General features: G+C 66.2%; 1 protein-coding gene. It reads right to left on the bottom strand.

What is annotated here, in order from left to right; translation table 11 throughout:
* Nucleotides 1–10 precede the first annotated feature (10 nt).
* Entirely contained in the window at nt 11–1447 is a 1437-nt protein-coding gene (locus tag ACIBG0_RS42240; RefSeq protein WP_397041295.1) for an NF041680 family putative transposase, read from the bottom strand.
* Nucleotides 1448–1640 lie beyond the last annotated feature (193 nt).

Below are 1640 nucleotides of genomic sequence, written 5' to 3'. Positions count from 1 at the left end.
AGCTTGTCTTTTAACCTCCACCGGCTGTGCCGGTGGAGGTTGTGGGGGTTTTGCCGACGGGTTGATGTGGGGCTGGTTGTTTGTTTTTGGTGCCGGGTGGGCGTCCGGGGCCGGGGTGGGAGGGTTTCGGTGCTCTGGCGGGTAGGGCTGTTGTCGGGCGGAGGTTCCGAAACCCGCGGCGGACTCGTGCCGGGGTGAGGTGGTGGGGGCGTGAGGCTGGTTTCTCCCAGGGGTGGCGCAGGTCGTGGGTGAGGGTGCGGGCCAGGCGTAGTTGGGTGTGGGCGGCGATGACCAGCCAGGTCCAGCGGTCGGCGGCGTGGGGGTCACGCAGGTGGGGGCGGGTCCAGCCGAGGGTTTGTTTGAAGAATCTGAAGGTGTGCTCGATGTCGAAGCGGCGCAGGAACGTTCGCCAGTATTTGTCGATCTCGGGGGCGGTGGCTTCAGGGTTGGAGCACCACAGCCAGACCGGTTTCGGGTTGCGATCGCCGGGCAGTCGTTGCACTCGCAGCCGCAGTAAGGTGCCCTCGATGGTCGGCAACGGTCCAGCGTGGCCGGCCCAGTTGTCGCGGTGTTTCAGTCTGGGGTGCAGCCGGTTCCAGGCGGAGGCTTCGGCAACGCCGTAGCGGTCGGTGTCGGCGCGGGTCGCTGCCGCCGGTTCGGGGTGGGTGGCGGCATCGGCGAGCGCGAACTCCGGGCCGTGCTTGGCCGGGCGGCCGGTCCTGGCCGCCGGCCGGGCAGAGGCAGGGAAGGCCAGGACTCGGTCGCTGCGGATTCTGCCGACCAGTTCCACGGGCAGGTCGGTCAACAGGTGCGCCAGCCGGGTGACGTCGTAGCCGGCGTCGAACACGATCAGGATGTCTGGATCGTCGGGCCGATGCTGGCCGGCCCGACGCAGTCGGTCGACGACCTCACGAACCTGTGTGGCGGTCACCGTGGTGAGGTCGTCGTTGGGATCGATGCGCACCACGTCCAGCATCGCGGTCCACGAACTACGTCCGGGCTCCAGCGCCGCCACGAACGAATAGGGCCACCCCGGAATCATCTGCGCTTGGCCTTTCCCACGTCCGTAGACATGGCAGAACGCCCTGTCCGGGCTGGTCGCTGCGTCCGGACGCAGCCACGGACTGACATCGACGGCCAGCATGATCCGACCATCGCCATCACGCGGCACCAACAGAGCAGCCAAAGATCGCCGCAGCCCAGCAACGTCGATGCGGCCACTGCCCAGACCGTCATACAGCCCACCGTGGCCGCGGCGGTGCTCAGCCACCAACGACAGGCCGACCAGCGTGGTGACCGGCCCATCGCTGCACAGCACTGCGTCGGCCAACTCGAACAGCGCGTCGGCTCGCATCTCGAGACACCGATAGAACGAATTACGAAATACCGCAAGACAATCCAGCTCGAACGAGCGCGTTGACTCGACCGAACCCGTCGCTCGAGGCACACTGGCATCCACGGCCACCGCGTCTCTTTTCAGGCTCTTTGGAAGGAACCCGACGATGATGATGCGGTGGCCGCCTCATGTCACGCCGACACGCTGCCGAACGAACGAAATCCACACGGCACCAACACTTCTCGCCACCAAGCAACCTCTGACGAACCCGCCAACAGCGCCGTCAGAGGTTAAAAGACAAGCT

This window comes from Nocardia sp. NPDC050630 (genome assembly GCF_044457245.1).
Taxonomy (GTDB): domain Bacteria; phylum Actinomycetota; class Actinomycetes; order Mycobacteriales; family Mycobacteriaceae; genus Nocardia.
This window is presented reverse-complemented; position numbering and strand designations above follow the sequence as displayed.